Annotated in this window: 17 protein-coding genes; 3 read left to right on the top strand and 14 right to left on the bottom strand. The window is 58.7% G+C overall.

The features are described from left to right. Positions 1–5: 5 nt before the first annotated feature. The 9 genes from ACTJJ1_RS23095 to bcsR all read right to left on the bottom strand — a co-directional run bounded on the left by ACTJJ1_RS23095 (position 6) and on the right by bcsR (position 16,109). On the bottom strand, positions 6–1,499 hold the full coding sequence (locus tag ACTJJ1_RS23095; RefSeq protein WP_004950859.1) for a M16 family metallopeptidase: 1,494 nt from the start codon (positions 1,497–1,499) through the stop codon (positions 6–8). 279 nt (positions 1,500–1,778) lie between these two features. After that, a complete protein-coding gene (locus ACTJJ1_RS23090; RefSeq protein ID WP_004950857.1) occupies positions 1,779–3,068 on the bottom strand; it encodes a dicarboxylate/amino acid:cation symporter in 1,290 nt (429 codons plus the stop codon). Positions 3,069–3,368: 300 nt separating this feature from the next. Then, complete coding sequence (hmsP, locus tag ACTJJ1_RS23085; RefSeq protein WP_004950854.1) at positions 3,369–5,375, bottom strand: biofilm formation regulator HmsP; 2,007 nt, start codon at positions 5,373–5,375, stop codon at positions 3,369–3,371. 280 nt (positions 5,376–5,655) lie between these two features. Continuing rightward, a complete protein-coding gene (gene bcsC / locus ACTJJ1_RS23080; RefSeq protein ID WP_440835513.1) occupies positions 5,656–9,129 on the bottom strand; it encodes a cellulose synthase complex outer membrane protein BcsC in 3,474 nt (1,157 codons plus the stop codon). Then, positions 9,111–10,223 carry a cellulose synthase complex periplasmic endoglucanase BcsZ gene (gene bcsZ, locus ACTJJ1_RS23075; protein WP_409443838.1) on the bottom strand — a complete coding sequence of 371 codons (1,113 nt, stop codon included), beginning with the start codon at positions 10,221–10,223 and terminating at the stop codon, positions 9,111–9,113. The genes bcsC and bcsZ overlap by 19 nt, the downstream gene beginning before the upstream one ends. Positions 10,224–10,228: 5 nt before the next feature. Continuing rightward, complete coding sequence (gene bcsB / locus ACTJJ1_RS23070; RefSeq protein WP_004950845.1) at positions 10,229–12,535, bottom strand: cellulose biosynthesis cyclic di-GMP-binding regulatory protein BcsB; 2,307 nt, start codon at positions 12,533–12,535, stop codon at positions 10,229–10,231. A 56-nt stretch (positions 12,536–12,591) separates the two neighbouring features. Beyond that, positions 12,592–15,195, bottom strand: a complete 2,604-nt coding sequence (gene bcsA, locus ACTJJ1_RS23065) for a UDP-forming cellulose synthase catalytic subunit (RefSeq protein WP_004950843.1) — start codon at positions 15,193–15,195, stop codon at positions 12,592–12,594. Continuing rightward, positions 15,192–15,914, bottom strand: coding sequence for a cellulose biosynthesis protein BcsQ (gene bcsQ / locus ACTJJ1_RS23060; RefSeq protein WP_440835510.1), 723 nt, complete (start codon positions 15,912–15,914; stop codon positions 15,192–15,194). Before bcsQ ends, bcsA begins: the two co-directional genes overlap by 4 nt. Before the next feature lie 3 nt (positions 15,915–15,917). Beyond that, positions 15,918–16,109: a cellulose biosynthesis protein BcsR gene (gene bcsR, locus ACTJJ1_RS23055; RefSeq protein WP_006322982.1), complete on the bottom strand. Its 192-nt coding sequence runs from the start codon at positions 16,107–16,109 to the stop codon at positions 15,918–15,920. A gap of 197 nt (positions 16,110–16,306) precedes the next feature. Here bcsR and bcsE point away from each other — a divergent pair, with 197 nt between their 5' ends. Genes bcsE through bcsG form a run of 3 tightly spaced genes read left to right on the top strand, consistent with a single transcriptional unit; the run spans position 16,307 to position 19,714 of the window. After that, positions 16,307–17,878 (top strand): cellulose biosynthesis protein BcsE, encoded by a 1,572-nt coding sequence (gene bcsE / locus ACTJJ1_RS23050; protein WP_421414737.1) that lies wholly within the window; start codon positions 16,307–16,309, stop codon positions 17,876–17,878. Continuing rightward, a complete protein-coding gene (gene bcsF, locus ACTJJ1_RS23045) occupies positions 17,865–18,068 on the top strand; it encodes a cellulose biosynthesis protein BcsF (protein ID WP_004950833.1) in 204 nt (67 codons plus the stop codon). Before bcsE ends, bcsF begins: the two co-directional genes overlap by 14 nt. Continuing rightward, the gene (gene bcsG, locus ACTJJ1_RS23040) at positions 18,065–19,714 is read left to right on the top strand and encodes a cellulose biosynthesis protein BcsG (RefSeq protein WP_440835507.1); all 1,650 of its coding nucleotides are present in this window, start codon (positions 18,065–18,067) and stop codon (positions 19,712–19,714) included. The genes bcsF and bcsG overlap by 4 nt, the downstream gene beginning before the upstream one ends. Positions 19,715–20,061: 347 nt before the next feature. On the opposite strand, the gene dppF is transcribed toward bcsG, so the two are convergent. The 5 genes from dppF to dppA form a co-directional block, all read right to left on the bottom strand. Next, positions 20,062–21,051, bottom strand: a complete 990-nt coding sequence (gene dppF, locus ACTJJ1_RS23035) for a dipeptide ABC transporter ATP-binding subunit DppF (RefSeq protein WP_004950828.1) — start codon at positions 21,049–21,051, stop codon at positions 20,062–20,064. Then, entirely contained in the window at positions 21,048–22,028 is a 981-nt protein-coding gene (gene dppD, locus ACTJJ1_RS23030; RefSeq protein ID WP_004950826.1) for a dipeptide ABC transporter ATP-binding protein, read from the bottom strand. Before dppD ends, dppF begins: the two co-directional genes overlap by 4 nt. Positions 22,029–22,043: 15 nt before the next feature. Then, a complete protein-coding gene (dppC, locus tag ACTJJ1_RS23025; RefSeq protein ID WP_020438278.1) occupies positions 22,044–22,946 on the bottom strand; it encodes a dipeptide ABC transporter permease DppC in 903 nt (300 codons plus the stop codon). Positions 22,947–22,957: 11 nt separating this feature from the next. After that, positions 22,958–23,977, bottom strand: coding sequence for a dipeptide ABC transporter permease DppB (gene dppB, locus ACTJJ1_RS23020; protein ID WP_041416683.1), 1,020 nt, complete (start codon positions 23,975–23,977; stop codon positions 22,958–22,960). Positions 23,978–24,145: 168 nt separating this feature from the next. After that, the gene (dppA, locus tag ACTJJ1_RS23015) at positions 24,146–25,753 is read right to left on the bottom strand and encodes a dipeptide ABC transporter periplasmic-binding protein DppA (RefSeq protein ID WP_440835504.1); all 1,608 of its coding nucleotides are present in this window, start codon (positions 25,751–25,753) and stop codon (positions 24,146–24,148) included. Between the last annotated feature and the right edge of the window lie 84 nt (positions 25,754–25,837).

Here is a 25,837-nt window from a genome sequence, read left to right as displayed (position 1 = left end):
CGCTTTTACTGTGCGCTGGTCTCCGGTGCCGGAGCGGTGTCGGTCGGCTTGGCCTCTTCCGTCACCACCGCCGGTGCCGGTGCCATAATGCCGTTATAGGTTTCCTGTAACTGCTTCATGCTCATTTCCGGCTCGCCCTTCGGCTGCATCAATACCAGCGTCGCATCCTGCGAGAGCTGCAGCTTCAGCTCCTGGTTCAGCGCTTCGAGCGTTAATCCGGAGAGGAACTCCTGACGCAGCTTCTGATACTGTTCCGGCGCGATGTCCACAACGCCGCTTTGTTGCGAACGCAGACGCTGGCTCATCAGCACGTCAGTGTCGGTGCGGGCGTAGGTGGCGAACAACTTGCTCAGTTGATCGTTCTTCTGCGCCAACAGGCCGTTAAACTCGTCCTGCGACAACCCATTGTTACGCACGCTGACCAACTCGCGGGCGATAAAGCCCAGGCTGTTGTTCAGATTGTTGTTCGGCGTATCAAGGTGAATGCCGCACTGGCCACGCTGGTACTGCACGCGGCAATCGAAGCCCAGATGCAGGTTTTTCTGGTCACTCTTTTCCAGCACCTGCTGAAGATGCCAGAACAGGGCCTCGCGGGCGATGTCGCTGCGCCAGTAACGGCTAAGGTTCTGCGAATCGCGGATCGGGTGCCATGGCGCGTCCCACATGATCGACAACGTATCCTGCTTCACCTGCTCGCTGATCAGGCTGACCGGCTGCGGCGGCAACGGCGTCAACGTCGGCATGGTGGCCGGCGTTTCGCGTTTCCCTTTCAGCGGCGAGAAGGCTTTGTTGATTTGCTCGCCCAGGCTGCGGCTGTCCACTTTACCCACCACGTACAGCGTCATCGCGTCCGGCGTGTACCATTGCTGGTAGAACTTCTTCAGTTGATCGATATTCACCGGCCGTTTCACCGGCTGTGCCGGATCGTGCGCCAGCAGCGTCGAGCCTTTCAGGCGATAACGCCACCAGGCATCTTTGGGGTTCGGCGGGAAAGTACCGACCGGGTCGACGCTGGAGTTCATCACCGCGTGCACGGTATGTTCGTCGATCGCCAGTTTGCCGGTGGTATCGGAAAGCCACGCCAGCGCTTCTTTCAGCAAATCTGGGCGGTTATTCGGCAGGCTGAGGTTATAAAGGGTGAAATCGTAAGAGCTGATCGCCGGCGGCAAAGGCCGCTCGCTGTCCACACTCTGTTGCCACAGCGAGCGCAACTGCGGTGGCGTAAAGCTTTCGCTGCGCGCCAGCGACAGGCGCGGCAGCAGGTGCGCAAAACCGATCTGCTGGGAAGACTCCACCAGCGAGCCGGTATTGACCATCAACCGCAGCTCGACGCGATCGCTCGGTCGCTGCGGCGTATCAAGTATCTGCCATGAAAACCCGTTGTCGAGCTTACCCTGCTGCCAGGCAGGATCGGGTTGTAGTGCTTCAGCCTGCACGCTGCCGTTGGCGGCAGCCAACAACAGCCCACCGACTATAAGATGAATTCTGGTGCCCTGCATGTGAACCCCTACTTAATTACTATCCAATTTCTGTATACAAATGCGGATATTCCATTCACCGGAATATTAGGCTGTGTCGTACAGCCTACAAATACGCCCTGAGTTTCACAGTGGGGCGGAAAGCGGAAAGTGTACCACTCTGTTAGACCGCATGCCTTTGCGGATGTCACTCATTGAAGTGAAAAATAATGGATAGTCGGGTTTTTAATGCAAGAATGAGTTACTCGGAGGAATAAAACATCACCGGCCACGGCCGCAGCCGGTGATTTGAAGCTAAAATCAGGCAGAAGGCAGTGTTTTATCGGCACCTCCGCCGTGCTTGTTGGACAAGGTGTCTTTCAGCTGTTTTTCATCCAGCTGTTTGCACCATTTCGCCACTACCACGGTTGCCACGCCGTTACCGACCAGATTGGTCAGCGCGCGGGCTTCGGACATAAAGCGGTCAATGCCCAGAATCAACGCCAGGCCGGCCAGCGGCAGATGGCCCACTGCGGAAATGGTGGCAGCCAACACGATAAAGCCGCTACCGGTCACCCCGGCAGCCCCTTTCGAGGACAACAACAGCACCACCAGCAGAGTCACCTGATGCACGATATCCATATGGGTATTGGTCGCCTGAGCGATAAATACCGCCGCCATGGTCAGGTAGATCGAGGTGCCGTCCAGGTTAAAGGAATAACCGGTCGGGATAACCAACCCCACCACAGATTTTTTACAGCCCAACTTTTCCATTTTGTCGAGCATGCGCGGCAGCACCGACTCGGAAGAAGAGGTCCCGAGCACAATCAGCAACTCTTCTTTGATATAGCGAACAAATTTGAAAATGCTGAAACCATTGGCGCGAGCAATGGTGCCAAGCACCACCACCACGAACAGCACGCAGGTAATATAGAAGCAGGCAATCAACTGGCCGAGTTGCAGCAGCGTACCCACGCCATACTTGCCGATGGTGAACGCCATTGCCCCGAAAGCACCCAGCGGCGCCAGGCGCATGATCATATTGATGATGCCGAAGATAACGCGCGAGAAGCTGTCGATCACGTTGAAGATCAACTGGCCTTTATCACCCAGGCGATGCAGGGCGAAACCGAACAGCACGGCAAACAGCAGCACCTGCAGAATGTTGCCGCTGGCGAAAGCGCCGATGACGCTGCCGGGAATGATGTCCAGCAGGAACGGAACGATACCCTGCTGCTGAGCCTGTTCGGCGTATACCGCCACCGCTTTGGCGTCCAGCGTGCCCGGATCGATGTTCATCCCCGCACCCGGCTGTACCACGTTGACGATCAGCAGGCCAATCAGCAGCGCCAGGGTGCTGACAATTTCAAAATAGAGCAGTGCGATAGCACCGGTGCGGCCTACGGCTTTCATGCTCTCCATGCCCGCGATGCCGGTCACCACGGTACAGAAAATCACCGGCGCAATGATCATCTTGATCAGCTTAACGAATCCATCGCCCAGAGGTTTCATCTGTGCGCCAATCTCAGGATAAAAATGGCCAAGCAGGACGCCCAGCGTAATCGCCGTCAGCACCTGAAAATAGAGGCTCTTAAAGATAGTGATTTTCATATGAACATCCTTTGGGGGGGAAGACACGCACCAGGCGGTAGTCTAGTTATCTCGCCTGTTCATCGCTTGCGCGGAAAATAACACCCACATAACAACATGGAAATAATTTGTTGCACCCACAGACACATGTTGATACGAATTTAAGAGCTGAAACGCGCCAGCCCGAATGTAAGGCGGCGAATTGCGTAACTATTTCTTTGCACTAACGCAAAAGGGGTAGCTGATAATCAACGCTTTTTGGGCAAGATAGGCAACGGGCGACGCACGCGCCGCCCAAAGAGAAAGGCAAAGGCGGAGAGCTTAAGCTGGCGGTTGGCAGAACTGAGCTTCAAATTCCGCGCGCGGCAACGGACGGGCAAACAGGAACCCCTGACCACTGTGAATACCGTGCTGCAACAGCCAGTCGCGCTGCCCGGCATTTTCGACGCCTTCAGCCATCACCGGCAGATGCAGCACCTCAGAAATCGAACTGACGATACGCACCATCGCGTCATCCGCCGGCAATCCCTGAATAAAACTCTTGTCGATTTTAATCAAATCGATCGGCAGGCATTTCAGGCGGTTAAGGTAATTAAGGCTGGAATATCCCATACCAAAATCGTCCAGCGCAATCGACAGCCCCAGGTCGTGCAATTCCCGCAACAGCGACAACGCACGATCGAGATCGTCAATGCGCACCGTTTCGGTAATTTCCAGCAGCAGCTTGCGCGGATCAATATGATGCTGCGCCAACATGCTCTTCAGGTGTGGAATAAAGTCTTCATGCTGCATCTGGGTGGCGGAAATGTTGACCGCCAACGGCAGCGTAATGCCTCTGGTCTGCCAGTCCGCCAGAATGCGGCAGGACTCCTCCAGCACCCAGTTGCCGAGCGGCACAATCACGCCAAGCTCCTCGGCCAACGGAATGACGTCTGCCGGCAGAGTAAAGCTGCCGTCGTACTGCTGCCAACGCAGCAGCGCCTCGGCGCCGATCACCGCATTGGACTGCATATCCATCTGCGGCTGCAAAAACAGGGTGAAACGGCGTTGATCAATGGCGTGCAGAATTTCACTTTCCTGCGTCAACCGCTTTTGGGTACGCTCCGTCAGGCTCGGTTCAAAGAACAGGATCTGGTTCTTGCCTTCACGATGCGCCGACATCATCGCCGAAGTGGCGCTGCGCAGCAGCTGTTCCGCACTCTCCCCGACATTGAGATAGTGGGCGATGCCGATGCTGGCGCTTGGCCGCAACGGCATTTCCTGCAGGCTCAGCGGCGCATTGATCTGCGCCATAATGCGGCGCGCCAACTGCATGGCGTGGAACGGTCGCTCAACGCCTTTGGCCAAAATGGCGAACTCGGTGTTGCTCAGTTGCGCCAGCACGCCGTTCTCATCAATACACTCGCGCAGCTTCTTCGCCAACGTCAGCAACAGCGCTTCGCGCATCGCCGGATTGAGCACGCCGGATGCCTCATGCAGCGTCTCAATGCCAATGACCAGCAGGTTGAAGCGATCGGGGCGCAGACTGGAGGCGATATGCTGTTCCAGCAGGGCGGTAAACAGCGCCTGGTTGGGCAGCTCGGTTACCGGATGGCGCGTGCTCAGGCGGCTCATCTCGGCATAGGCTTTTGCCAGCCGCTGCTGATTGCGGTTGTAATTGCGCACCAGCAACCCCAGCTCATCGTCCTGGTGCAGGGCCGGCAGCATCAGTTGGTGATACGGCGCTTCGTCCTGCGAAATATTTTCCAGCTCTTTCGCCATGGCGCGCAACGGATGCACCATCAACCGGTTCATACACCAGCTGATAGCGACCGACAGAATCAATGCCAGCAGCAAATAGGTCGACAGCATGGTCGACAACATGCTGAGAATGAATTGGTACATGCGAAACGAATCGGCCTGCAGCACCAGATAAGCCAGGGGCTGCGGGTTGGCGGGCACGCGCTCCAGCGAATAGAGCGGAACGGAAATTTGGATCGGCAGCTCGAAGAGACGGGCGATCAACGTAGGTACCGGACGTTCCGGCGGGAAGTTGGCGTGCAGTGCCTGAAATTCATTCGGCAGCACGATATCCGCACGGGTCAGTATGCCCACCGGCAGCAGAGTATTCAGCACCCGCTTGGTTTCCGGCACGTCCATGCGCAGTACGGCTTCCGCCAGCGGTTGGCGTACGGAATGCGCAATGTTTTCCAGTTGCTGGGCATAGTCATCCCTGCGCTGCTGCACAAAGTGGAATAACTGGATCACGATAAATATGCAGATCGTCACCAGCGCCACGCCGGACACCGTTGCCATCTGTTTAATCGTTAATGAACGCCTGACCCGCAAACCTGCTCTCCGCTAATTCGGGCTGAAATAAAAAAGAGGTTAAGAAGCATCCTACCCCCCCCCTTCGGACCGGTCCGAGTATACTCGATTGTCTGCCGTTTTTATCTTGCCATACCCATTGCAGAACCAAGAAAACTGCGGGTTTCAGTCTTTTCTTAATCGAAAGGCCCTATCTCGCCCCGGCACATGCGCGCCGGTGGCGGAAAATGGCAGGGCGCAGCCTCAACACAGGGTAGCAAAACTACCCTGCGTCCGACACTCCGAATCTGACTGAACCGGGTTATTTGAAGTCTGCGTAAGGCGTGAGCGGCTGCGGCGGCAAATCGAGATCGCCCTGCCAGCCAGCCAACGAATAGCGGAGATAAATCAATGCATGGCTCGGTGTATAATCTTTCGCCTGCTGAATATCGATGCCGGCGCCCAGTGTCCAGTGCGAGCTGAGACGGCGCTCAACAATCGCCCGCAAAGTATAACCAACGCCGGAAGAGGAGCTGCCGTCTTCCACCGCGAACTTGTCCGGCAATGAATCCGGTATCAGCCCCTGCAGCGGATAACGCCGTTGGCTGTTGGTTTTCGAATGGGACAGCGATACCGATCCGCCCAGTTCCCACGACCAGTTCTCGGTACGCTGGCGATAATTTACCGGTACCGCCAGCGACATATATTGCTGCGGGCTGTAATACCCCCCCTGGCCGAGCGAGTAACCGCTCAAATCCTTTTGATAGTGCCACAGCATGGTGTTAAGCCCGACGGTGACGCGGCGGTTATCTTCGTTGATCAGCTTGTAGTAATAACCGGCCATAAAGCGCTCGCGCTGGTTATCTTCGACGTTTTTGCCGGTCAGTTGGTGCGCGCTGAGGTCAGCCCAGACGCCGTGCGCTTCGCCGCGATCGTAGCTGGCGCTAAGGCTCACCCCGGTGGCACGCACGCCGCCCCAGGTGGTGCCGGTGTTCGGATCCTTAGTGCCGCCAAACGCTAGCAGCGAGCTGGAAATCGGCCGGCGTGACGCCGCCAGCGTCCAGCCAATGTGGTTCCAGTCATTGCTGTAGGCCAGCCCGCCTACCCAGTCGACCACCTCAAAGCCCATCGGCGTGGTGCCGATGTCCCCTGCCCAGCGGTCGTTTTTCCAACCGGCCGCCACGCTGGTGCCGGTGGTTTTCTGATGTTCATCGCCGCTGCAGCCCTGGGTATTGCAGGTGCCGAAGGTTTCGTAATACTTGCCGCTGCTGTCGGAGGAGAAACTGCCGGCATCCAGCTGCACGGTATCGGTCCGCAAGAAGGCTCGCCCGTCGTACAGCGGCATGTCCACCTGCAACATGGTGTCGTGCGCTTTATAGTCGGAGATGCCGCCGGTTCCGCTGGAACGCCAGTAATCGTGATCGAGCGTAACGTTGACATCCTGCTGGCGGTACAGATCCGCCGCGTCTGCTCGAATGCCGCGCTTGAGCCAGTCGTCACTCGGGTTGTTGCGCGTCAGATAAGTGTAACTGTCGTTATCCTGCGGCACGGTCGGCGTAATGCCGCCGGCGACCATCGCCTGCTTATAATCCTGTTGCGCCAATTCCGGCTGCCGCTGTTCACGTTCAATTCTGGCCGCGTCGCGGTAAATCAGCGCTTTCGCCTGCCCCGCCGGCTCCTGTTGCGCCGCCGTTTTCAGCCGGGTAAAAATGTCGCTCGCTTTCTGCGGTTCCCCAACGGCATACCAGGCATTGGCCACTCGCCGCCCGCTGTTGCTGGAAGGTTCCGGCGCCTGCGGTTCGGTTTGCAGGCGCTGACGCGCTTCGCTGAGTTTGCCCTGCGCCACATAGGCCTCAATCTCACCCAACCGCGCATCCGGGTTGTTCGGCTCACGGGCCCGCACCCGCTGATAATCGGCCAGCGCGGCATCATATTCACCCCGCGCCAGCGCCCAATCGGCCAACTGAAGGTCGATACGGGTATCCGCCGGTTGTCGGCGCAGATAGGCTACCGCGCCAGGTTCGTCGCCTGCCGCGCGCAGCCGTTCGGCCTGTTCCAGCGTCGCCTGCATTTTCAGCCGCTGCGCCAGTTCCCGCATGTTGTCGTTCCACTGCGCGGCGGGCAAGGTATTCAGTTGCGCCAATGCCTGCCGGTCGCGATCGCTGCCGGAGAGGTATAACGCATAGGCATAGGTCTGCTGCGGGTTGTCACGCTGTTTCTGCGCCAACCGGCTGAACAAGGCGTCCGCCTGCTGCGGTTGCCCGGCCTGACGCAGCGTCTGCGCATAGTGATAGGTCAGCCAGACGTCATCAGGGTCCATCAACTGGGCGCGGCGGTATTTTTCCGCCGCCTGATGCCATTGCTGCTGCCCGGCCAAGTCGTCAGCCTGCTGCTTAAGCATATCGAGCTGCAGGCCGTCGAGCGTACTGCGCAGCTTGTTTTGCTGGCTGCGCGGCAGGCTATTGAGATAGGCCAGCGCCTTTTCCGGCGACTGACGCTGGTAGATATTCACCAGACCGCGCACCACACTGCCGTTACCCGGCTCCAGCCTCAGCGCCTGCTGATAATAACGTTCCGCAGCGGCGTCATCTTTACGCGCCACCGCAACGTCACCCAGGCCGAGCGCCGCACTGCTGTCACGGCCGTCAATCTGGCCCGCCTGCTGGTATTTTTGCTGCGCCAATGCCAGATTGCCGGCTTTCAGCGCCTTGTCGCCTTCGTCAATCGCCAGCCAGTAAGCGTTGCTCTTAATCAGGCTCTGCCATTTGCTGCTGTTATTGCCACCTTTATCGGCCTGCAACGCCTGACGGAACAAGCTCAACGCCTGTGGGCGATTACCGGCGCGTGAATAGGCCTGGCCCAGCGCCCCCAGCACTTCGGCATCATTGGGCGAGGCTGCCAGCGCTTTTTTCAGTTCGGGGATCGCCGCACGGCTGCCGCCCTTGTCCACCTGCGCCAACCCGCGCACCCGCGCCAAATAGGTGGGATCCGACAACAACGCTTGCTGCCGGGCCAGTTCCTGCCGGGCGCTCACCGCCTGATCGCCGGTTTCAAATACACCGAGGAATCGGTTGAGGGCCGCTACGCTTTGCGGGCTGACCGGCATGGCTTTGACCTTTTCCAGCCACAGATCGGCGGCATCGCCGCGTCCGGCGGGATCGGCGGCCACTTTTTGCAGCAAATCATAAGCCTGCGCGTCACGATCCTGGCTGAACAGCATCCGCGCCAGCGACATGCGCAGCGGCACGTTACCGGAATAGCGTTGATCCAATGACTGTAACTGCTTCAGCGCAGCCGCTTGCTGACCCGGCAAACGAGCAACCAGACGCCAGTATTCCACCGCCAGTTCCAGCGTCGGCGGATCGCCATGGAACAGGTCGTCATACTGCACTTTCGCCTCCGGCAAACGGCCGGCGGTGGCCATCAGCCGCGCCTGTTGCAGTTTTTGGCGGGTTTCCGGCTGGGTCAGCAGCATGTTCATTTCCGCCTGGCGATAGGCGCTGGACTGCGGCGCAATCTGCTTGAGCTTATCCAGTTGCTGCTGCGCCAGCGCCTGATTGCCCTGCCGCAACGCCAGGCGCATGCGCGCCGAAATCACGTCCGGGTTATTCGGATCCATCAGTTCAAGCCGATAAAGCGACTGGCGCACCAGTTCATCCTTGTTACTGGCCTCCCCGACGCGCACCTGCTCCAATAGCCACTGCTCCGGCGAGACGGCTTCTGCCGCCTGCGCCTGCGGCAGCATCGCCAGGCTTAAAGGCACCAGGCCCAGCCAGTTTATTTTGAAGTTACGCATTGGCCGCCCCAGGCGGGTTGAAGTTCACCCTGCCGATTAAAACGATAACGTTGTTGATCCCATCCCTGGCCGAACAGCGTCAAAGAAGCGCTGAAATAGGCATCGTCGCCCGGAGGGTGTTGATTGATGCGTTGGCGCTGGACGTCCAGCGCAGCCGTTTGATTGGCCAGCATCGGCAGCATGACCGCGGAGAAACCCACCGGGCCGTCGCCGCTGGTTTTGCCGCTGGCGGTGTCGGTTTTTTCCGGCGGTACACCCTGTTGAGCGGTCAATTGCGCCATCGGCAGCAGCTGTTTGACCAATGCGGCTTTATGCTCGTCATCGTCCGCCAACATACCGACCCACAAATAAACCCGGATGGCGTCGTAACTGCCGACATTCGGTTTCACGGTATCCGGTTGCCAGCCTTTGCCGGCCTGCCACACCACCCAATCCGGGGAGAAACCGTGCGGTGCGGTTTCCAGCAACAACCGCTGATTGGTTTTCTGCATCGCTCGCCATGGGCCGTTCAGGGCGGCAAAACGCGCCAGCAGCTGCGGCGGCAGGTAGCTTGGATTGAGCCGCCAGCGATCTTGCGCCACGAACCCGATCTTGCCCGGCAGCAACATCAGCCCCAGCCCGGGGATGTCGGCCACTTCTTCGCGGCCGATACGCTGCAACAGCAGCGTCCCCAGAGTTTGATAACGCCGGCTTTTCCACAAACGACCGGCTTCCAGCAGATTGTAGGCAATCCACAGATCGGCATCGGACGCCGTATTCGTGTCCAGCACCGTCCAGCGTTTTTTATCGTCCTCGCCCCACAGCCAGGCGGGCAAATGGGCGCTGAGATCGCCCGCCGCCAAATTGTTTTCCGTCCACTCAAGCAACTTGTCGAACGCCGGCCGATCGTTCGCCACCAGGGCGAAGAACAGGCCGTAGCTCTGCCCCTCCGAGGTGGTGATGCGGTTCGGGCTGCTCGGGTCGATCACCCGTCCTTCGTCGCTGATGTAAAACTGTTTGTACTGTTGCCAGGCCGGCCACTCGCAGGCCGCCGAAGCGCCGAATGCACACAGCAGCAGCATACCGAACGTCAGGCGTTTCAGCGTTGCAGACATGGTGATTAATCCCGATCTTCCGGCGACAGGCGACGGCGGCTAAAGGCCTTCAGACCACGCCACAGCATCAGCGCCAGTATCACCACCACAATCACCGCAATCACCGCCAGCAACACCGGATGGGTCGACAACGCGTGCCAGATGCGCTCCCACCACGGCAGGTGACCGACATAATAAATGTCGCCTACGCGCAGGCTGTTCACCCCCGATTCGCGGATCACCGCCACCGAACCAAACACCGCCGCACGCTTGCCGCTGTCCAACAGCGCCGTGTTCAGCAGGTCATAGCCGCGCGGGCTGTCGGCCAGCAGCGCCACAATGCTGCGCTGATCGTTAAACGGCGACTGCACGCCGATAATCGCCGACATCGCACCTTCGGAACTGATGGTGGTCTGGCTGTCCGGTTTGGTGTCCTCCGGCAATACATCCATTGTCGGCAGCGGCAACTGACGCGTTGGCTGTTTCACCCAGCTCTGGGTGGCATCCACCAGCAGGCTGATTTTTTTGTCGTCCCGCAGTTCCGGCGGGATGGTGCCGATCATCAAAATATCGGCATCGCGATCTTTGGCCTGCGACCAGTCGTCACTCAACGTCATTGCCAGCGCCGGGTAACCGGTCTGGGCGCCGATGATCCCCAGTGCGTTCAGCATGGCGCTAACCTGCGCCGGCTGCGGCTGTTTGTTGACCAGCACCAGCGTTTGCGACAGATCGGCCAGACGGCTGAACGGGAAACCGGCATTGGCGAAGGCGCGCAGATCCGGCATCGCCATAAAGTGACGGTAACCGGAGAAATCAATGGTCGACGCCCCGTCGATGACCGCGTGGTTTTGGGTGAACGAATACGTCTCGCAGCGCCCTTCCGCCCCACTGGCCAACAGCGTGGTGTAATCAAAGTCGAACCGCATCTGGTTGCTGGCCCCCAACCGCAGCGCCGGAATATTGACGCTCTTGTCGGAGTCGATCAGCCCCTGGGTCAGCGGCAGACGCAGCAACTGAGCGCCCTGTTCGTGTTCCGGCACCAGCGAATAGGCCTGCACGAACTGGTTGTTCAGGCTAACGCTCAGGCGCGAGCCGTCCTGAATGCGCGGCGCGGTATAGCGGTATTTCAGGTGCATATCGATGCCGGTGCTGCGTATCAGGAACAGATCCGGCGGCAGGTTCATGGTCAGCGAGATCGGGCCAGGCTCGATACCGCTGGTTTGCAGCTGTTCGGCGTACTGTTGCAACTCGGCAAAGGTCATTGGCCGATCGGTGCGCACCCAGTTAGGCGCATCGTAAGGCGTGCGCGGCGCCAGTTGTTCAACCTTATCCACCGTGACGTTCTGGCCGCGGAACAGAATGTTGCCCTGCGCAATGCCTTTTACCGCGGTGATCAAATCGTTGTCATCGCGCCCCTGCACCAGCAGCAGTTTGACGTAGGGATTGTCAGGATGGCTGATCATCTCCACCGTTGGCCCGTTGACCGCCGGGTAATCGCGCAAGAAATCCGGGCGCTGCTTATTGGTGGCGAAGACGACGGCGTGCCGGTCCGGCAGCTTGTTATACAACGTCGGGAACGACTGGCCGCGCCACTGCGCCTTGCTGCCGAACCACGAGGCCAACATGCCCGCCGCACGCTGCTGAGTGAGGTCCGGCGAGCCGGCGAACACCATCGGCAAGGTCAACGACCGGTTGTCGCGGCTGTCCAGGAAAGGCTCCGGGAAATGCGACAGTTCGTTCTTCAGTGGCAGCGTCTGGAAACGCAAATTCAGCGAACTGGATTTGCTGACGTCGAGCCACAGCGTACTGTTGGCCGGGTTTTCGCAAATGTTCTGGTAATGGCCGACGAACACCAACCGCACGCGGTTAAAATCGGTGATATAGCGCGGGTCGATCGCCATCTGGATACGATTTGGCTTGCCGAGCTGTTCTTTGGTGAGGGTAGTCACGCCCATCAGTTCGTCATTGAGGTACACCTTGACGTGCGACTCCACCGGGATCAGCGACGGCGAAGGCGTGAACTCCAGATCGAGCGTCGCCTGCGACACCACTTCGTCACTGCGGACGCCGAACTCAACCTGGCCATCCGGCCGGGTGCCGCGCAGGGTAAAGGTCCCCGGCGGCGGCGCTATCTGGGCAAACGGCAATTGCACGTCGCGGACCGGCGCATTCGCATCCTGCGGTGCGGCCGTTCCCATAGGCGTGGTGACCGGTGCATCGGCCGGTACACTCGCCGGTGGCGCGACGACGGTCGGCGCAGTGGCGGTTTCAGCCTGAGACAGGGTGCTGATGCCTAAGGCCAGGGCGGTAAACCAGGTTATTTTTCTCGTCATCGTATCATCATCAATGTTAGAGCCTGGGAGCCAGGCAAGTGAACGGGGCGGTTTGCCTATACCACTGTCTCTTTTTGGCTGAAAGCCGGGTTCCTGCCAACACCGTGCGGGATGAATGACGCTATCCACGCAATCATCGTCGTGAATCCGACCAGCAGGCTGCGCACCATCGGCGGCGCATAGTCCGCCATGCGCAGGTAACCCCGGAAGCCCAGCGCCAGAACGTCGCGCAGGCTTTCGATCGGTTTATCTTCAGGGAACCCGTCCTGCCACAGCGCCCAGGTATCGGCGCGGGCAAAGGTGCACTGAATAAAATCAATATGTTCACGGGTGGTGAGATCGACCATGCGGATCCCCACCTTACTGCCGAAGGCGCGCGTGACCACACACGGGAAGCTGTATTCCTGCTGGCCGCGTTTCAGCAGCAGCGATGCCTTGTCGCCGTCTTTCAGCGCATCGGACACGCGCATTTCAATCCCTACCCCGCCGTCGGAATAGTCGCGCAGCGTGCAAGGAAACAGGTGACCATCGGCGCGGGCTATCGCGGCCGGCATGGCAATCTCCACGCGGTGCGCCTGGCGCACCTGCTTGGCCTCTACCGCCACCGCCACCGCGCCGCCGAGAATCGTCATGTTGTACAGCACCCACACCAGGCTGACGATCACCGTCATGACTTCGTCCGTCGGGCCGTAGGCCATCCGCCAGGCGCCGAAGATCAGGCCGGCCAGATTGAGCACCACCAGAAACATGTAAGGGCGGGTAATCACCCAATCGACATGTTCCTCTTCCACCAGCCCGCCTTTGGCGGTCACGTTGAATTTGCCCTTGTGCGGATTGAACAGCGCCACCGTGGTAGGGCGGGCGATATACCAGGCCAGCACGGTCTCGTAGATTTCGCTCCAGAAAGAGTGACGGTATTTACCCTGAATGCGCGAGTTGGTCAGGCTGGCATGGATCATATGCGGCAACACATAGAGCGCGATCGCCAGCGCAGGGGCGAAAATGATATAGGCGTGCAGCAGCAGGAACGCCAAAGGCGCGGTAAGGAAAATCAGCCGCGGAATGCCGGACAAGAAGTGCAACATGGCGTTGGCGTAACACAGCCGCTGCGCCAGTTTCAGCCCCTTGCCGAACAGCGGGTTATCCAGCCGGAAAATCTGCACCATGCCGCGCGCCCAACGAATGCGCTGGCCAATGTGCGCCGACAGGCTTTCGGTCGCCAGTCCGGCGGCCTGCGGAATACGGATATAGGCCGAGGTGTGCCCGCGACGATGCAAACGCAACGAGGTGTGGGCATCTTCGGTGACGGTTTCCACCGCGATGCCGCCTATCTCATCCAGCGCGCTGCGGCGCAGGATGGCGCAAGAGCCGCAAAAGAAGGTCGCATCCCACATATCGTTGCCGTCCTGCACCAGGCCGTAGAACAGCGTGCCTTCGTTCGGGGTCTGGCGGAAACGCCCGAGGTTGCGCTCAAACGGATCCGGCGAAAAGAAGTGATGCGGGGTCTGCAACATCGCCAACTTCTTGTCTTTGAAGAACCAGCCCATGGTCAATTGCAGGAAGGAGCGGGTCGGTACGTGGTCGCAGTCGAAGATCGCCACAAACTCGCCGGTGGCCTGCTTCAACGCGTTGTTGATGTTACCGGCCTTGGCATGCTCATGGGTCGGCCGGGCGATATACTTCACCCCCACCTCTTCGGCGAAGGCTTTGAATTCCGGTCGGTTGCCGTCATCGAGGAGGTAGATATTGACCTTCTCTTTCGGCCAATCGATACCCAGCGCGGCGTAGATCGTCGGTTTCACCACCCCAAGATCTTCGTTGTAGGTCGGCACCATCAGATCGATCGTCGGCCAGGTCGCGCTGTCGGCAGGCAGCGGCACCGGCTGGCGGTTAAGCGGCCAAACGGTCTGGAAATAGCCCAGAACCAACACCACCCAGGCATAGGTTTCCGCCGCCAGCAACAGCAGGCCGCAGATCAGGCTGAGCGGATCGTCCCAGTTCAGCGTGGCGGTGTAGCGCCACCAAAGGTAGCGGCAGGAAACGGTCAACGACAGTACGATCAGCATCAGCCCCGGCAAACGGCCCGGTACCCTGCGCACTACCATCGCAATGCCCCACAGCAGCACCACAAACACAAACTGCGCCGGCAAATCGAAGGGTTGCGAAATGCACAGCATGGCGAGGATCGCCGCCAGTACGCCGACAATGATAAACAGCACCCGGCGCATGCGCCGGTTCATCTGGCTCAGACGTTCCACTGAACGCTGCTCCATCCCGGCGCTCTGCAACCGGTGCGGGAGCCTTTGCAACCAGTTGGCGTAACGCAGTTGCAGACGGTGCCAACCGGCGAAATAATGACGGCCCATCGGCGCGCGACCGGTGCGAAACAGCAGCAGCCACAGCCCCTGCAACAGATAACGCAGCCCATCCGCAGGGCGCGGGCGGCTGAAGGATAAATGCGGGAACCAATAGGCGCGGCTGGCGCGCACTCGCTGCCAGTCCGGGGATTCAAAGCGCAGGAAAATCCAGCCCAACGCCACCAGCAGCGTGGCAAGGAAAGCGCTAAAGGCCGAGGATCCGTTACGGCGGTAGGTTCGATAGCGCGTCTGCACCGCCTGATGGACCGGCGGCACCAGCAACAGGCTCATCACCCGGCTCATGGTGCCGCATCCTTGAGATTGATCAGACACCAGTTGGCGAGCGTCAGCACCTCATCGGCGGCCAGACTTTCCGGGCGGTACTCGCCCAACGGCTGCTTCACCGCCATCGCCTCGGCCATCGCCTCATCGCGGTGGATAGCCACCGGCAACAGGCCGCCCAGCGTTTGCAACCATAACTGATGCAAATCCTGCTGCAACTGGCTGGCAGCGAAATATTGGTTAATCAGAAAGTGGCAGCCTTCCGGCAACGCCTGTTGATGCAGACGGATTTGGCAGTTGGCGTCCGGGGCGATCAGCATGAAGATGCCGTCTGCCAGCGCCAACGCCTGACGCGCCAGTACGCTGTCGTCCGCCGGCACGTCGAGCAGGATCCAGTGATATTGCCCGCCGGCGGCCAACTGCGCCAGCCTATCTTGCCAGTGGGCGGGGGATTGCAGATTCAGCCGTTCCGTGGCCGTTAGCCGGCCAAAAGGAAGAAAATCGAGCTTTTCGCAATAGCGCATCGCGCCCTGCTGCCAGTCGCCGCCGTCTTGCTCAGCACGGGCCCAGCCGCGCGCCAGCCCAAACGGCATATTAAAATGCAGGCGTAATAGATTATCCGGCGCGAAATCAATCGCCAGCACCGATTCACCCAACTGTTGTAATGCCCAGGCGAGCGCCGCCGTCACTGACGTCGTGCCCATTCCGCCTCGCAGCCCCTGCAGAGCAATTACCGGCATAAACTAGCGGCTCCCCGTTGTCTGCGCCAATTCGGCCAGCAGCGGCCAGCGCGTCATCATTTGCGTTAATCGTTCCTGACGCGAAATATCGACATAACTTAATGTCGGCAGAGAAAATGCCTCGCTAAGGGCCAGCAGATCATCCTGAGTTTCCGACGGTGCCACGGTTTGAAAGCGCGTTAATTGATTATTCATTCTGCCGCCTTTAAAAATAGGCTAATGTTAATTAACTATAGCAACGTAAAAAAAGACATGGCCAATAAGATGATTCCTAACAGATATTATTACACAGATTGTCAGATTTGTTATTATTGATCCCAATGATACGATGACTGACTAGCATTACTCAGTTGGCCGCAACGACACTTTCAACGAAAGTAGAAAAATATCCTATGGCGCAATCTTTCTCATTAGGTATTCGGCAGATTTGGGAAGAACTGTCAGTGATGCAGTCCCCCGGGCTCTATTGGGTGAATGTCGACCGCCAAACTGATGCCGCTCTGCTCTGCCAACAAACCCTGGCTGCCCAGGCCGCAACCAGCCAGGTCGCGCTGATCTGCAGCGGAGATAAACCCGACAAACTGCTGGCTGAGCTGGCCTCCCCCGCGCTGAAAAAAATTCCGCTGTACCAGTTACCGGAAAAAAAAGCGGCGCTGACGCATTTCTGCGATGACCTGATGCGCGCCTTAAAACCGCAAAACCGCTTATTGATCCTGCTCGCCCACGCCAGCCTGTGGCAAACCTTCACCACCGAAGAGTTGCGCGACTGGGCCCGGACCACTGGCCACTGGCTGCATCGGCAAGGGTGCACCCTGTTGATCCTCAGCCATGGCAGCGGCGTGAACAAACTCAAAGGGCAGCTCAGCACCCAGCACCGTATTCTTAACGGCCTGGCCAACCTGCAGTGGCAGCAAGACAGCGCACAGTATCTGGTTAACTGGTGGAGTACGGGAAACGGCATCAACGCCAACCAGCTGCTAACGCTGTTCGCCGGTGAAAACGGCTGGCAGGGGGACGATGACGGCAACCAACCTTCGCCAACCTCGATACGCAGCGACGAAGGCCTCTACCTGGCCCAGCAAAGCATTCTTGAAGGCGCGCCGCCGCTGTCGGCCAACTGGCAACTGTTGGAAAGCAATGCGCAACTGGCTCAGCACGGCATGCTGACGCTCTCGGCAACGCTGATATTTGCGCTCTATCAGAGCGATGAGATCGATGTGCTGGCCCATCAAATTCACAGCCTGCGCCGCCACCGCGGCAACGGGCTGAAGATCGTGGTGCGCGAGATGAGCGCCAGCCTGCGCTACAGCGATGAACGCCTGCTGCTGGCCTGCGGTGCCAACCTGACGGTGCCGCACGTTGCGCCGCTGTCGCGTTTTCTGACCATGCTGGAAGGCATCCAGGGGCAACGCTTCTCACGCCATGTTCCGGCGGATATCGACGCCCTGCTGCACGGCTTGCGACCGCTGCAATTGAAAGGCTATATGCGCCCGGACGACTTCAGCCAGGCGGTCATTTCGCTGATGGAAAACACGCTGCTGCCGGAAGACGGCAAAGGCGTGATGGTCGCGCTACGCCCTGCGCCGGGGCTGCGCGCCGAACAGGCGATGACCCTGTGTCATCTGCGCCGCTTCGGCGACGTGATGACCGTGGTGCAAGGACGGCTGGTGCTGTTCCTATCCACTTGCCGGATTAACGATCTGGACACCGCGTTGAAATTTATCTTCCGCCTGCCGGTGAACGAGGCGTTCAGCAACCGGGTGGTATGGCACCAGGATGTAGATATCACTTCAGAAATCAAACGGCTGGCGCACAGCGCCAATATTCCGTTAGCGCCGCAGGCCACCAAGCCATCCGCGCCGCGCCAGAGCGCCGCCGTGGCTGACAGCCCGCAGGAGCGCCGTCAACCGGTGGCCTTCACGCTGACTACCGGCGCACAGGAGAACAAGCATGCTGAACCTTAACGATATCGTGCAGTTGATCCTGCTGTGCGCGATCATTTTTATTCCGCTGGGGTACTTCTTTCATCGCCGTTTCCCGCGCTGGCGTCAATATTGGCAAAACCTGTTTTTATCACCGCGCTATTTAAAACCCACCGGGTTATGGGTGCGCGAAGGTTCTTCATCTCAGATTAAGCGTAAAAAACAGCCATGAAGCCAAAAAACAACACCCAACCCGATAACTCCCTGTGGCGCTACTGGCGCGGGCTCGGCGGCTGGAACTACTACTTCCTGGCCAAATTCGGCCTGCTGTGGTTCGGCTACCTGAATTTCCACCCGCTGCCGAACCTGGTGTTCATGGCGTTCCTGCTGATGCCGATACCGGCGATGCGTCTGCACCGCTGGCGGCACTACGTCGCCATTCCTGTCGGTATCGCTCTGTTCTATTACGATACCTGGCTGCCGGGCATTAACAGCATCATCAGCCAGGGTTCGCAGTTGACCGGCTTCAGCGCCCAATACCTGCTGGAACTGGTGACCCGTTTTATCAACTGGCAGATGATCGGCGCCGCCTTCGTGATGCTGATTGCCTATCTGTTCCTGGCCCAGTGGGTGCGCGTCACGGTCTTCACCGTGGGGGCGCTGGTGTGGCTGAATGTCCTGACCATCGCCGGCCCGGCCGTGTCGCTGTTGCCCGCCAACTCCACCGCAGCCACCACGCCGGCAACGACGGCGCCGGCCGCAGCAGGCAGCGATAACGCCCCAACCGACAGCGCGCCGCCGACCAGCGCCAACCTGACGGCCTATCTGAATCAGTTTTACGATAAGGAAAAAGCCCGCACCACCGCCTTCCCGGCCACCCTGCCCGCCGACGCCCAGCCGTTTGACCTGCTGGTGATCAACGTCTGTTCGCTGGCCTGGGCCGATATGGATGCGGTGAAACTGCAGAATCACCCGCTATGGTCGAAGATGGACATCATGTTCGATAACTTCAACTCGGCGACGGCCTACAGCGGCCCGGCGGCGATCCGCCTGCTGCGCGCCAGTTGCGGTCAAACCTCCCACCACGATCTCTATCAGGCGGCAAACCAGCAGTGCTACCTGTTTGATAATCTGGCCAAACTGGGCTTTAAAGAGCAACTGATGCTGGACCACTCGGGCGTGTTCGGCGACTACCTGAAAAATCTGCGCGAGCTGGCCGATATGCAGGCACCGCTGATGTCGCAAGCCGGGATCGGCAATGAGTTGGCCTCTTTCGACGGCGAACCGATTTACAACGATCTGGAGCTGCTCACCCGCTGGCTGGATCAACAACAGAAAGCCGGAGATACCCGCAGCGCCACCTTCTTCAACGTCATTCCGTTGCATGACGGCAACCGTTTCGTCGGTTCGAACAAGAGCGCGGATTATCAGCCGCGGGCGCAAAAGCTGTTTGACCAGTTGAATGCCTTCCTGGAACAACTGGAAAAATCCGGGCGCAAAGTGATGGTGGTGATTGTGCCGGAACACGGCGCGGCGCTGGTGGGGGACAAAATGCAGATGTCCGGCCTGCGTGATATCCCAAGCCCGAGCATTACCCATACGCCGGTCGGCATCAAACTGGTGGGCATGAAAGCGCCGCATCAGGGCGGCCCGCTGCAAGTTAAAACGCCAAGCAGCTATCTGGCGCTCTCAGAGCTGGTATCCCGCCTGGTCGACGGTAAAGCCTTCACCGCGCCGAGCGTAGACTGGCAAGCGCTGACTCAGAATCTGCCGCAAACGCCGGTTATCTCGGAGAATGACAACGCCATCGTGATGCAATATCAGGGTAAACCTTACATTCGCCTCAATGGCGGCGACTGGGTGCCTTATCCGCAATAAGCGTACAGCCCACCCCGCAGTTAATTCTCAGGCACGCCTTCGGGCGTGCTTTTTTTTATAGGGCTATTAGCACGGCGAAATTCAATGCATGCGATTTAATTGGCGTTAAGTCTTCTCAGCCCGCCGGGAAAAACAGACAGACTTAAATCAAAGAAATGTTTAATTATGATCGTGCGAAAAATCCGAATACAGATAACGTTTCTTAAGGATTTCGTTAAGGTAAAATAAGCGTAATTAATATAAACAAAGTATCTAAATGATAATCTAATTAATAAATGCAAGTATCAACGTCAAAAAAATGCCGGCGTAAACGCCGGCATTTTCATTAATTATCAGCGATAACAAAGTTATGCAGCAGGATTTTCATCCTGATCGACCGCAAAACAAGCCACCATCTGGTCGCCGTATTGCTTAAGCTGCGGTTGCAACTGGGTGCATGGCCCGAAGGCGCGACGGCAGCGAGCATTGAATGCGCAGCCTGGCGGCGGGTTCATCGGGCTGGGCAGTTCGCCGGTCAACTTGATACGCTCGCGACGCATATCCGGATTCAACCGCGGCGTGGCGGACAGCAGCGCCTGGGTGTACGGATGGCGCGGGTTGTTGAAAATGGCGTCTTTACTGCCTTTCTCCACGCAACGCCCGAGATACATCACCATGACCTCGTCGGCAATGTGCTCCACCACCGACAAATCATGCGAGATGAACACATAAGACAGCCCCAAATCCTGCTGCAGGTCCATCATCAGATTCAGCACCTGCGCACGCACCGACACATCGAGTGCAGACACGGGTTCATCGGCGATCACCACGTCCGGGTTCAACATCAGCCCACGCGCGATGGCGATGCGCTGACGCTGGCCGCCGGAAAACATGTGCGGATAACGATCATAATGCTCGGTTTTCAGCCCGACCTTCGCCATCATCTCCAGCGCCTTTTCACGGCGCTCCGCGCTGGTCAGCGTGGTGTTGATCTGCAACGGTTCCTCGAGGATCTGCCCGACCTTTTTACGCGGGTTGAGCGATCCGTAAGGATTCTGGAACACAATCTGGATCTTCTGGCGCCGCAGTTTCTCGGCGGTGACGTCCGGTTTCAGCAGATCCTGCCCCTGATAGTAAAGTTCACCGGCCGTCGGCACTTCGATCATCGTCAGCAGGCGGCCAAGGGTCGATTTGCCGCAGCCTGATTCGCCCACCACCGCCAGCGTTTTACCGCGCTCCAGCGTGAAGGAAACGCCGTCCAGCGCCTTGACCAGCCGTTCCGGGGCAAATATCCCCTTCTTGACCGCATAGTGTTTCTTCAGGTCAATCGCCTGCAATAAGGGTTGATTCTGGCTCATACGGTCGGCCTCCCCGCATCATCCAGCGGTGTGTGACATTTAACCTGACGGCCGGGAATGCTGCGCAATTCCGGCTCCTCGGTACGGCAACGCTCATTGGCGTACGGGCAGCGCGGGTTGAGCAGACACCCGTTAGGACGGTCATATTTGCCCGGCACCACGCCCGGCAGCGATGCCAGACGCGCCTTGTCGGCGGCGAATTCCGGCAGTGCGCGCAGCAGTGCCTGGGTGTAAGGGTGACGCGGCGCGCGGAAAATCTCTGCGGCCTTGCCGGATTCCACCACCTGACCGGCGTACATCACGATGATGTGGTGCGCCGCTTCGGATACCAGCGCCAAATCGTGGGTGATCAGCAATAGCGCCATATTCTCGCGCTGCTGCAACTCCAGCAGCAGTTCGATAATTTGCGCCTGGATGGTCACGTCGAGCGCCGTGGTCGGTTCATCGGCAATCAGCAGCTTGGGCCGACAGGCGATCGCCATGGCGATCATTACGCGCTGGCTCATCCCGCCGGAAAGCTGATGCGGGTACACGTCCAGCCGCGAGGCCGGATCGGGAATGCCCACCTGGGTCAGCAGATCCACGGCCCGCTGGCGGCGGGTACTGCGGCTACCGCCCTGGTGTACCTTCAACGCTTCCATAATCTGGAAACCGACGGTGTAACACGGGTTCAGGCTGGTCATCGGGTCCTGGAAGATCATCGCCACTTCCGAGCCCACCAGTTGGCGGCGCTCTTTTTCGGAAATCTTGCGCAGATCCTGGCCGTTAAACTCCAGTTTTTCGGCCATCACCTTGCCGGGGAAATCGATCAATCCCATGATCGCCAGCGAGCTGACGGACTTGCCGGAGCCGGATTCGCCGACGATGCCGACCACCTGGCCCTGCTCAACGCTGTAACTGATACGGTCGACCGCGCGGAACGGTGTCCCTTCGTCACCGAAGTGCACCGAAAGCTTGTCTACATTTAATAACGCCATCTCTCTCGTCCTCTGTTACTGCTTGAGTTTGGGGTCGAGAGCATCACGCAAGCCGTCCCCCATCAGGTTGAATGCAAGCACCGTCAGCAGAATCGCCACGCCGGGGAAGGTCACGACCCACCAGGCGCTTTGGGCGAACTGCAGCACGTCGGAGAGCATGGTGCCCCACTCCGGCGTTGGCGGTTGCGCACCCATGCCCAGAAAGCCGAGAGCGGCCATATCCAGAATGGCGTTCGAGAAGCCAAGAGAGGCCTGGACGATCAAGGGTGCCAGGCAGTTTGGCAGAATATTGATGAACATTTGGCGCATCGCACCGGCGCCCGCCACGCGTGAGGCAGTGACGTAGTCGCGGTTCACTTCCACCAGCACCGCCGCGCGGGTCAGACGCACATAGTGCGGCAGGGCGACGAAGGTCAGCGCCAGCGAGGCGTTGACGATCGACGGGCCGAAGATCGCCACCAGTACCAGCGCCAGCAGCAGGCTTGGCAGCGCCAGCATGATGTCGACGATACGCATGATGACGGCATCTACCACGCCGCCGAAGTAGCCGGCCAGCAGGCCCAGCACCACGCCCATGATCAGCGACAGCACAACCACCAGGCAACCGACCAGCAATGACAACCGCGCACCGTACATCAGGCGCGACAGCACATCTCGGCCCACATCGTCGGTACCGAGGAAATACTGCCAACTGCCCCCTTCCTGCCAGGCCGGTGGCCTGAGCAGCGCGTCGCGGAACTGATCCGCCGGGGCATGCGGTGCCAGTACGCCGGCGCCAATAGCAATCACAAACATCAAAACGATATAAACCAGGCCGACAACGGCCCCTTTGTTGCGCTTGAAATAGTGCCAGAACTCCTGGAACGGGCTCATGGGCTTCGGCGCACCTTTAACAACAGGCTCAGTGACTTGAGACATTAGAGCGCCCCTTATTTCTTGTGGCGAATACGCGGGTTGACCACGCCGTAGAGCACGTCTACCAGCAGGTTAACCAGAATAATCATACAGGCGACCAACAACACGCCGCCCTGAACGACCGGGTAGTCGCGGCGTTGCAGCGCGTCCATCAGCCAACGCCCCAGGCCCGGCCAGGAGAAGATGGTTTCGGTCAGAATGGCGCCGGCCAGCATGGTGCCGACCTGCAGGCCGATGACCGTCACTACCGGTAACAGCGCGTTGCGCAGCGCATGCACCACAATCACCCTCATACGGCTCACGCCCTTGGCGCGTGCGGTGCGGATGTAATCCTCGCCGAGCACTTCCAGCATCGAGGAGCGCGTCATGCGCACGATGACCGCCAACGGAATGGTGCCGAGCACGATGGCCGGCAGGATCATATGCATTACCGCATCGGTGAAGTCGCCCGGCGCCCCCCAAATCAGGGTGTCGATCAGCATAAAGCCGGTCAGCGGCAAGCTGTCATCGAGGAACACCGTATCGCTGACGCGCCCCGATACCGGCGTCAGGTTTAGCTGCACCGACACCAGCATGATCAGCATCATGCCCCACCAGAAAATCGGCATCGAATAGCCGGTCAACGAAATGCCCACCGCGGTATGATCGAATATCGACCCCCGCCGGACCGCCGCCAGCACCCCTACCGGAATGCCCACCAGCACGGCGAAGATCATCGCGCATAAACCGAGCTCCAGCGTGGCTTTAAAGCGTGGAACAAACTCTTCCCACACCGAGATGCGGCTTTTAAGGGAGGTACCCAAATCGCCATGCAGCACGTTGGATACGTAATGGAAGTATTGTTGATAGAGCGGCTTATCCAGCCCCATTTCCGCCATCAACTGCGCATGGCGTTCTGCGGAGATCCCGCGTTCCCCGGCCATGATGGTCACCGGGTCACCGGGGATCATATGGACGAATGCAAAAGTCAGCAAAGTTATGCCGATAAACGTTGGGATAACTAACCCCAAACGTCGGAGTATGAACTGCAACATATCCCGAACTCTCTGTATCAATGCCCGGCAGCTCATCGTCCGCCAGGCTTATTAAAGCTCACACACTTTGAACAACCCTGATGCCATACGCCGGGGACGACTCAGCAGAAGCGCAACCTGTTGCGCCCCTGCCAAGTCCTTTTGTGCACCCCGGCCGAAGGGCCAGAATCAATCTAGAGAGACGTTCTCAAAGTGATGCTTGCCAAGCGGATCCACGACGTAGCCTTTCACTTCTTTACGCACGGGCTCATAAACGGTGGAGTGGGCAACAATCAGCGCCGGAGCCTGATCGTGCATCATGACCTGAGCCTGTTTGTACAGTTCTACGCGTTTGTCGTGGTTTGGTTCGGCGCGCGCCGGTTGAATCAGATCTTCAAACGGCTTATAGCACCAGCGGGAGTAGTTGGAGCCGTCTTTCGCTGCGGCGCAGCTGAACAGCGTGGCGAAGAAGTTATCCGGATCCCCGTTGTCGCCGGTCCAGCCCATCATCACCGTCTGATGTTCGCCCGCCTTGGCGCGCTTGAGGTATTCGCCCCACTCATAGGTCACGATTTTGGCTTTCACGCCGATTTTCGCCCAGTCGTTCTGGATCATTTCCGCCATGCGACGCGCGTTCGGGTTATACGGACGCTGTACCGGCATCGCCCACAGATCGATGGCGAAACCGTCAGCCATACCGGCTTCTTTCAGCAGTTCTTTGGCCTTGACCGGATCGTAAGTGTAATCCTTCACCGCGTCGTTATAGCCCCACATGGTCGGTGGGATCAGGTTCTTGGCCGCCTGGCCCGCCCCCTGATACACCGCGTCGATGATCGCCTGCTTGTTGACCGCCAGGGTCAGCGCCTGACGCACTTTCAGGTTATCCAGCGGTTTTTTCTCGACGTTGAACGACAGATAACCGACGTTCAGCCCCGGTTTTTCCATCAGGTTGATGGTTTTGTCCTGCTTCATACGAGCGATATCGGCCGGGTTCGGGAAAGGCATCACCTGGCACTCGTTTTTCTGCAGCTTGGCGTAACGCACGGAAGCGTCAGGCGTAATGGAGAAGACTAAACGGTCGATCTTCGGCTTGGTGCCCCAGTAACCGTCAAATGCCTTGTACAGGATTTTGGAGTCTTTCTGGTATTGCAGCAGCTGGAACGGGCCGGTACCGACCGGGTTCAGGTCCACTTTTTCCGGCGTGCCGGCTTTCATCATGTTGTCGGCGTATTCGGCTGACAGGATGGACGCGAAGTCCATGCCCAGATCGGCCAGGAACGGCGACTCCGGACGGTTCAGCACGAAGCGCACGGTGTTATCGTCCACTTTTTCGATTTTGGCGATCAGCTTCGGCATGTCCATGCCTTCAAAGTACTCATAGCTGCCGCCAGAGACTTTATGGTAGGCATTGTTCGCGTCCAACTGACGTTCGAACGAGAACACCACGTCGTCGGCGTTAAAATCGCGGGTCGGTTTGAAGTCTTTGTTGCTCTGCCACTTCACGCCTTTACGCAGGTGGAAAGTGTAGGTTTTGCCGTCTTCGCTGACGTCCCATTTTTCGGCCAGGCCCGGCTCCAGTTCGGTGGTGCCGATTTTGAATTCGACCAAACGGTTATAGATGGGCACCGAGCTGGCATCATAGGTGGTACCCGAGGTGAACAGTTGCGGGTTGAACCCTTCCGGGGACCCTTCAGAACAGTAAACCAACGTTTTGGCTTGTACGCTGGCCGCTACGGTCAACGCAATCAGCCCAATCCCGAATTTCAGAATCCCTGTTTTTCCCAAGGAACTTGTCATCGCTGTGCTCCGTTATGTGATGTGATGTGTGTATTACTGCCAGGCCCTATATTTTTTATTGCACGGCCTGTGCAGTCAGCGCCC

This window comes from Serratia sp. 22264, assembly GCF_052045345.1.
GTDB classification, from domain to species: Bacteria; Pseudomonadota; Gammaproteobacteria; order Enterobacterales; family Enterobacteriaceae; genus Serratia; species Serratia plymuthica.
Note: the sequence above shows the minus strand (reverse complement) of the source record. Positions and strands in the feature narration are given on the sequence as shown.